The sequence below is a fragment of the Leptospira limi genome, assembly GCF_026151395.1.
Lineage (GTDB): Bacteria > Spirochaetota > Leptospiria > Leptospirales > Leptospiraceae > Leptospira_A > Leptospira_A limi.
In genome coordinates this window covers 1-8,430 of the sequence record NZ_JAMQPV010000006.1, presented here as the reverse complement: position 1 = coordinate 8,430, position 8,430 = coordinate 1, and the positions used below count along the sequence as shown (strand labels likewise).

The window sequence follows — 8,430 nt, the reverse complement described above, 5'->3', positions numbered from 1 at the left end:
GAATCAAGATAAAACACTTGCTCTACGGAAGGTAACTGAAGAACAATTAAAGACGATGACTCAAGATGATATCGAAGAGATCGCGAATATTGAAAGGAATAGAGACGAACTAGTTAAAAATGGTCTAGCAACTGCTGAAAGTGCAAAGAACTTAACGCCAGAAGAAATAAATGCGAAATTGATTGCACATGAGAAAAAACAAAACGCTGAGAATACAGCTGCAGGTGCTGCGACTGCAGGGTCTCTAGCTTTTATGATGTTAGGTTATCTTGGATTAGGCAGGAAGGAAAATGATGGGGGTGGGAATTCTCAGGATAGCAATAAGGGAAACCAAGAAGAATATTCTCAAAATGAAAAAATAAAGGAAATCGAAAGCAACATAGATTCAAAAGGGTATTGGTTGGATCCAGCTACTGGCGGTTTGTATAGTAAAGAACCTGATGGATCCATTAAAGTGATGTATAAAGATTCTAATGGAGAATTATATACATTAATTAGAAATGAAAAAACTGGTGAGGAAATAGTCAGGAAACCAAACGCAGCTGATTTAATCATTTTATCGCAAGCAAGAATCGATAGTGGAAATATAGCTGAAGCGAATGTTGTCCTAACTCATGGTTCGACAACGGAGAGAGGGGGGACGGAAATATCGCGAAATCCTCAATCAAGCATATTGGTATTAGGATACAATGAATCCATTGTGAAGTCCCTTCGTTCGACTGCGAATGACAGAGAAAAACAAATAAAATTAGCCACAAATAAAGAAAAGATTTTAAGCTCTGAAGAAGGGAAAAAACTGAAAAAGGCAGAAAATGATGCAAAAGCAGCTTTGGAAACCGTTGAAAAATCGGTAGATACTGCAAATCGAAAATATGGTGAAGCTGTCTCGGCATATTCTGCTTATGCAGAAGCCTATGGCAGAATGGTTACAAAAGGTGAATTAGATCAAAAAATAGCAGAGAAGTTAGTAAAAGAAAAGTATGATGATTTAGTGAAGCCAGCAAAAGAGAATTTAGACACAGCTACAAAGTCAATCAAAACTTTAACTTTGAAAGCCAAGGCAGAAGTTGAAAGGACAACCAAAGCAACAGAGCGTTACATTCAGTCCGAAAAGGCAAGCATTACGGAAGGGATTAACAAAACAAAGATACTCGATGCAGCGAAAAAGTTAGCAAAACTTGATAGCCCAGAACTGGATCCAAAATTAAAGTCAGCTTATAGCAAAGTGGAATTAGCAGAAAAAAATCTACTCAATACTAAGGCAGAACCAGGTAGCACTGAATATAAAAAATTATTGGATGCTTATCTCAAAGAGAAGAAAAACTTCCTAAAAAGTGAAGTTGGTCGAGATCTTGGAAAACAAATTGATTTAGCAAACGCACCAGATGTTTACAAAGACCAAGTATATCCTCCGCTATCAGATGCAAAAACAATTAAAGACACCCAGTTTATTGTGGAGCCGTCAGAAAGAATTAAAATTAACGAACTGAGAAAAACTTTGGAAAAGAGAGAGATTCAAAATCCAGATACAAAAGCCAAAGTGGACGCCTTAGAAAAGAAATTTGATGCGGCAAAGTCAGATTATATAGAAGCAAATAGAAAGTTAGAATCATTGGAAGCCGATATTCAAAAAAAGAGAACAGAAATGGATGCCAAACAGCCTCCAGCTACGAACAAAGAACGCAGTAACTTTGAATCGGAAATGCAGAAGAAGATTGACGCAGAGAAAAAAATCATATCTGATTCCCAGGTGAATATGTTAAAAGCAGAAAAGGCCTATAAAGCAGAACGGATGACAGCCCTAATCAAGGAAGATCCGAACTTAATGGGAAGTGCAAGTCCCAATTCGCTAGATTCTACAAACAGGAAAGATACCGTATACGATTTGTTTTACGGTAAGGATGATAGGGATATTTCATCCGCAGCCAATTCGTTATTTGACAAACATGTCACGCTAGGCGAAGCTAGTCCCCTTGCCTCCAAAGTGATCACTGAAAAAACGATCGCAACCGATTCAGGAATGCTCCCTCCAGGAGCTGGATTTGTTCGTTATATGGATTTTCACGGGGAACGTTTGATGCTCCCAGGGGTTCCAGGATCACCGATCACAAGTGACTTTGGACTCCGAAACGACCCAGGAACAGAAAGTCCTGCCCTACATTTGGGTGCTGACAATGGAGTAGAAAAAGGTTCTGTGATTGGATTTCCTGTAAAAGCAAAAGTCGTTGAACTCAATAACGGCGATTCTGCTGGGGAAAATTCGCGACACTCACAAGGTTTTGGTAAGTTTGTGACTATGGAAGTTGGATCTGATAGCGACAGAGTGCGTGTGACCGTTGCGCATAATGGACAAATCCTCGTCGAGAAAGGAAAGGAGGTCAAACCAGGCCAGGCAATATCGATCTCAAGTAATAGCGGTCGGTCGATTGGTAATCCAGGTGATCATACTCACGTTGAGTTTAGTTTTTATGCTGGAAAAGATGCGAAGGGCAATGACATATTTAAGCCTAGAGTTCCGACTCCAGAAGATATACCACTTTTAAAAAAATTAGGACTAATAAAATGAAGCAAATTCTGTATATGACATTAATCTTTTTGTTTTTATACAACTGTAAAAAAGAAGATTCTTTACCTAATGCTAATGCAGAAGAAACGAACTCAAAAAAAGCAAAAATCAATTATGCTAAAATTAGAGCAGATGTTTTAATTAGCGAAGGGAGCATAATTGGGAATTCGAAAGAGGATTTCGACAATATGCAGAGTATTGAAACAAAACGAATATTAGATGATTTCGATTTTTATTTCGGAAGGAAGGAAGATGCTCTTATCTTTATTAAAGGAATAGAGGCTAGTCAAATCATGGGTTACGATAATTCAACAACAATTTATTTCGAAGTTGGGTCGGACAAAGGACAATTTAAGTATCGTATTCAAACGTATTCTAGCTTCGACACTGCGGGAAGCAATTCAGAAGGGTTAATAAACTATGTTAAATGCTCTAATTATTCTGATGTTCTAATAAAGTGTAAATTCTACTTTAAAAATTCATCTCAAGCTTATGGCAGTTCTCCCATATCATGGGCAATAGTTACCATTAAGGACAGAGCACTCGTCAATGTCGAAGATGATCTTGGCGCAAGTTTCCTCGGTTATATTGAAGCTGACAATACTTTTCCTGAAAAGTATCTATCAAATGTTAAAAAAGCACTGAAGGTGGCAGTCAAAGATCCAAAGATTGGATTAAAAGATGAACAGTTGCGTGGATTTTCTATAGAAGAATTGGATCTTTTGACAGATGGTTTGGCGTCACAGGTTAAGGCTGGGAAGTAAAACTAAACCCAATTTATAATCCGATTAATCTTTAAATCAAATGATAGATAGGCTAAAAAACAAAACGATAGCAGAAGTAAAAGAATATTTCAGATGATGATCTGGAGAAGAAACAGATTGAACTTCTTTTGGGTAATCTTTAGTTCTTCGTGGAGATGGAAGTAGCCACAAAGGAGGATATTCGTTTGATGTGAGTTATGTGAAAGATCAAAATGGAAAAACTAGCATAATCAAATATAATGGTGATTTTAAGGACGGAGAAGTACCTCAGCCTAAACCACCACTTGACAAATTCCTAGATCGTGTATCAACTGAGGCTTCTAATAAATTTTCATATAATCCTTACTATTTAGTGGATCAAAATGGTAATAAAATACCGAATTTCTTTACAGCTGTCGATGAAAAAAATTGGATTCTCACCAATGACTGGGACGGTCTTAACCCAGAACAAAGAACACAGTTTTCTAAAATGATGAGAGAAATGGCCCTAAAGCATGATCCACCCTTTACATTAAATGATGACAATGTAAAACAAATGTGGAATCATAGACATCACCTACATGTTACGGAGATTAACAAATGAGAAACTTAATCCTGTTTACTCTTCTGTTTGGATGTACACAAAATGTAGAATCACAATTGAAATCTGAAGAAAACACCATTTATTTACCTGAGATGAGATATCTAGCTGAAAGCCACGTTCCGCTTTCTAGAGAAATGAAACAAAAAATATATCCAGATACATGGAATGAAAATCTTTACTTCGAATCTTCACTATATAAAGTCAAAATTAATACTTCTGTTGTAGAAAGAAGCAAGTTATCTGCAACGATTGCTTTTAAAGAATCTCTTAATATTTATGAAGAAGGTAGAGAGAAGAAATTTTACTTTAATAATGGTTTAATTGACCGAATCGTAAACACCGAACCTGTTATGCCGCCTGATAGGCCATCTTATCCTGGTGATTATGGACTACGATTTGATTTCAAGAATGGCAAAATTGAAACTGTTGGCTGCTATTTCAGACAAAAACCTTGCCAAGAAATAATTCATTTGGATTCATCAGGGGAAGTTGTAAAAGTTGTGAAAGAAAAAGCACAATGTGAAAAAGGTTGCGGTCACTTAGTACCATACCGAATTCCAGGTTCATATTTTGTAGCCGATCACAAAGTTCGAGTGAGAAAGGAACCTTCAATTAAATCTGAAATTTCCACAGAATTAAAAAAAGATACTCCTATTGAAGTTATAGCTGATACGGAAATCTATGAAGAGATATTTCCGCACTATGGTACTTGGGCAAAAGTTAGGTTAGACGATGGGAGTGTTGGTTTTGTGTATGGAGCTTTTCTCCGTGCACCTGGTGAAATTGATGTAGTCGCTATTCGAGAAAAAGCAAATGAATGGAAAAAAATGAATGGTTGGAGGGAAAAATAATTAAAATTGGTCACTTGAGAATACTTGGTTATAGTTTAATTCTCTTATGCTTTCTTAACACATGCAATTTATTTGATCTAGAAGTAAAAAAAGAAGTTGGTGGTACAGATTTTATTTTGGCGGAAATTGCATGCAATCGACATGGATATCGTTTACCAAATATAGAAGAAATTCTCTGGGCGGATATGTTTGGTGGATTAAAAGACCTTAGAACCAGAATGGCTAATCTTGAAAGGTATACTATTTTATCGTCAAGTAGAGAAGGACGTCTAGATTATCATTTGGGTTACATATTACAGACAAAAGAAACTTATATTTTTAAAAATACGATTCCAGTAGGATATGGTTTTTGTGTTCAAAATAAAGAGACAATTCCTTTTTACTTTTCAATCTTTAGCAATAGACTCTTAGAATATTTTTCATCAAATCTAAATGATACAAAATTTGTTTATTTAGGAGAAGGAACTTACAAAGAAGCAGGACTTTGGTGTGAAAAAATGTCTCATCATTTAAAACGTAAAGTACTTCCAGATTCTAGTATTGGGACTTTTAAAAATACTTCCCTATTTAAAAAACTTGGTAAAATTGGAATCGATTCATTTTGGTTAGTTGATAACACTGAAGATATATTCTTTCACCAAGTTTATTATGGAGTTTCAGATAAAATCGAAATTGAAGAAGACTTTAGCCAAGAAAAAGGCATTATATGTGTTTCTTCTGTAAAAATATAGATTGAATTCTATGGGTTTTGGGAAAATTGAACTTGCTTAAGCAAAACTTTATATGTAGAATGTGCTAAAAATATTATTGATGGAAGTGCTGTATGTATGGTAGAAAGCCGAAATCTGCGGAATCATCAACTTAGCCTTGGTAAGACACGGTGGCACCATGAGTATTCAGTTACTAAATAGAATTTATTTTCTGGCGTTTGTTGTACTGATTGGACTAGTTGGATGTAAACCAAAATCTATTTTGGATACAGCAAACCCGGACATTGGCATTTTTGGATCGGATTGGTTGGATGCACCCAGTCCAGATGAATGGGCTCCAGGGATTAGGTATTACAGATTGGATAGCCCTGCAATTGATGATATTCTACTCAAATCGAAACTTGATCCTCGTGAAATTGCGAAATCAAAAGTTCTACCATTTGTCATTCAACTGCGAAAGGCTCTAGAGGAAAAAGACTACGACTTTATCGAAAAGCATTTGGGTTGGCGATTTACGGAGGAAGCGAAAAAGGAGATTGGGATTCATAACGATGAAAAACTTACAAGTCAGGAACAATTTGAAAAAGCAAAAAAATACATTCATGATACCTTGAGGTCCAACAAATCCTTTTGTGATCTTCATTACTTATTTGAAAAAAAATTTCCATATCTAGGGATTAGTGTAAGTGAAGTTAAGCTAAGAGAATTAAATGAAAAAAAACCATTTCAAAAATACGAATTAACTTATTCGATATTCTTTCCTAGAGGCATTCTAAATCAAGATGGCTTAGAAGGATGGCATAGCTTTGATGTGGAGTTGAGAGTATATGGGAAAGGTGAAAACGAAACTTTTTTTGGTATAGAAGATTTCAAAAATCACCAAGGTTGGAGTCATATCCGAAGTTTACGCCCACCGGAAGAAGATTTTGAGTATTGGTAATTACTTTTTTAAACACTTTTCGAAATTAGCGATTGTCTTCTTATTTTCATACGTTGCCTGCGCTCCGAAAACTGATGCATATGATCCTTCTATTGGGCTCTATGGGACCAAATGGATCGAAGAGCAAAGGCAAGATAGAGAGAGTATAGATTACAATTTTATATACTTTAAACCAGATGAGAATCTAAACCTTAAATTTTTTAAGAATCGAATTGATCCGAGGGAATTTGCCAAACGGTTTGTTTCAACAAGAGCAAAGTCTCTATTTGATGCTTTTCAAAATCCGGAACCCGAAAAAGGGAGAGCGGTATTTGCGTATTCATTATATAGACCATTCCTTGCTGTTGCTGCTAAAAAAATTGGTATAGATTACAGTGAGTATGATCGAGGTGTTGACTATACTTCACAGGAAGATCTGGAAAGAATTTATGATTACATAAGACAAAATCTTGATGAAAAAAACTCCTTTTGCAATTTTGGACGATTATTTTTCAATGAAATAAAGAAAGTCGAAATAAAACCATATTCTGTAGAAGATAGGGTATTGGATCCAAAGAGCAATAGTTATTCAATTCAAGCACAATATGATATCAAATATTATTTAGGAAAAGCGAAAGGATTGGAAGATTTAGATTGGATTCGATTCCGAGTCTATTTTTTAATCCAAGGAGATCATGTGATGCAAACTTCGATAATTGATGCATACCCGGCAGAATGTTTGTATGAATTAGATTGAATGTAAATATTGAATTCGATGTTGTTTCATGTTTGTGAGAATCTCGAAATACTTATATTATGTAAACAAACGCAAATATCTGGATTTTTTTGTGCTATCGAAATAGGATTAGCTTGTAGATCTTCAAGCGTTTTCGTTATTTAGCATTAAATATAATTATACATAATAATTATTAATTTCGTAATTTTTGTAATACTATCTTTTGAATTTTAATTTCTACTTCACGTAACTAGTAAGGGAAGTCAGATTCTTACATCCTGTAAATGATTTTACGAACGTTTACTTAGTAGTTTTAATTTTCTTTAAGAGCCAACAAGTTTACTATAATTGTAATTGTATTTCAAATCTTTTTAATCGCTCTCGAGTAAGGTGATGGGATTTTCGATTAAGTCAAATAGATATAAGAAGAGAACTTAATTATTTATTAGGGAAAAATAAGTTCTCTTCTGCGAAAGGAATTGATTAAATAGTCAAAATATTTATTGCTCTACGCATACTACTCTTTTCGAAATGTTACAAGCATCTGTTGTCGTTTCTACAAGTGTCGTAGTGCTTGCTCCTACTACACCTGTTACTCCATTAACTCCTCCGTTCAGACTTGTCCAGTTACTACAATTTACATCATTGGCGAGGTTTCCCCCTGTGATGGTCATTCCTGTCCAGAAACGTGTTCCGTTAGTTCCTAGGGCAAAATTCATTTGCATGGTGGTATTGGAATCACGAAAAATTCGATTCGAAGTAGTGGTTGAACCTGTTGTATTCGAAGTATCTGTGCTGTTCGAATAAAAAGTATTTGCCTTTAATACCCAATCCGTATATGTAAGTGTTCCAGTCGGATTACCTAAAACTTCTCTTACTCCAGGTACTGCAACCATGGCTTTGTATGTTTTTCCGCGCACTCTACTTGTATCGCCATTGCATAAGGCGTCTGCTCCTGTAATTCCACCAACGCCCACCAAACTTCCTAATACGGCAGAACTTAAAAACATATGACACCTTGTTGAACAAGGAACTGCCGTTTGCGATTGTGCTATTAGCAGTGCCAATATAGTATCATCGTTTCCGTTGTCTGACTTTTTGCATGCACCTAACGTTAAAAAGCTAAGCAAGAAAACTAATATAAGTCGATTATTGAATTTCATGAGTGTCAATTTGACACTCTCTACCCATGTGTGCAAGTGCAAAATTCGAGTTTAATTTCTATATTTGACAAAGATTTTTCGACCTGTGACATAATTGTAAGACCTTAATGTAGCGGGTAAAGTTACGTACTTGTGAAT

Annotated in this window: 8 protein-coding genes; 7 read left to right on the top strand and 1 reads right to left on the bottom strand. The window is 35.5% G+C overall.

Annotation, left to right across the window (positions count from 1 at the left end; genetic code table 11):
- From ND812_RS18170 to ND812_RS18140, 7 genes are all read left to right on the top strand, one after another.
- Nucleotides 1–2,566: M23 family metallopeptidase (locus tag ND812_RS18170; RefSeq protein ID WP_476737897.1), on the top strand; the 2,566-nt coding region annotated here is incomplete at its 5' end.
- Nucleotides 2,563–3,330 carry a hypothetical protein gene (locus tag ND812_RS18165; RefSeq protein ID WP_265376726.1) on the top strand — a complete coding sequence of 256 codons (768 nt, stop codon included), beginning with the start codon at nucleotides 2,563–2,565 and terminating at the stop codon, nucleotides 3,328–3,330. The genes ND812_RS18170 and ND812_RS18165, both read left to right, overlap by 4 nt.
- 190 nt (nucleotides 3,331–3,520) lie before the next feature.
- A complete protein-coding gene (locus ND812_RS18160) occupies nucleotides 3,521–3,913 on the top strand; it encodes a hypothetical protein (RefSeq protein ID WP_167881971.1) in 393 nt (130 codons plus the stop codon).
- A 56-nt stretch (nucleotides 3,914–3,969) separates the two neighbouring features.
- Complete coding sequence (locus ND812_RS18155) at nucleotides 3,970–4,764, top strand: SH3 domain-containing protein (RefSeq protein ID WP_265376725.1); 795 nt, start codon at nucleotides 3,970–3,972, stop codon at nucleotides 4,762–4,764.
- A complete protein-coding gene (locus ND812_RS18150) occupies nucleotides 4,731–5,495 on the top strand; it encodes a hypothetical protein (RefSeq protein WP_265376724.1) in 765 nt (254 codons plus the stop codon). Before ND812_RS18155 ends, ND812_RS18150 begins: the two co-directional genes overlap by 34 nt.
- A 157-nt stretch (nucleotides 5,496–5,652) precedes the next feature.
- Nucleotides 5,653–6,414, top strand: a complete 762-nt coding sequence (locus tag ND812_RS18145; protein ID WP_265376723.1) for a hypothetical protein — start codon at nucleotides 5,653–5,655, stop codon at nucleotides 6,412–6,414.
- Nucleotides 6,401–7,150 (top strand): hypothetical protein, encoded by a 750-nt coding sequence (locus tag ND812_RS18140; protein ID WP_265376722.1) that lies wholly within the window; start codon nucleotides 6,401–6,403, stop codon nucleotides 7,148–7,150. The genes ND812_RS18145 and ND812_RS18140 overlap by 14 nt, the downstream gene beginning before the upstream one ends.
- Before the next feature lie 479 nt (nucleotides 7,151–7,629).
- Here ND812_RS18140 and len read toward each other — a convergent pair whose 3' ends face one another.
- A complete protein-coding gene (len, locus tag ND812_RS18135) occupies nucleotides 7,630–8,292 on the bottom strand; it encodes a Len family endostatin-like outer membrane lipoprotein (protein ID WP_135640249.1) in 663 nt (220 codons plus the stop codon).
- Nucleotides 8,293–8,430: the final 138 nt, after the last annotated feature.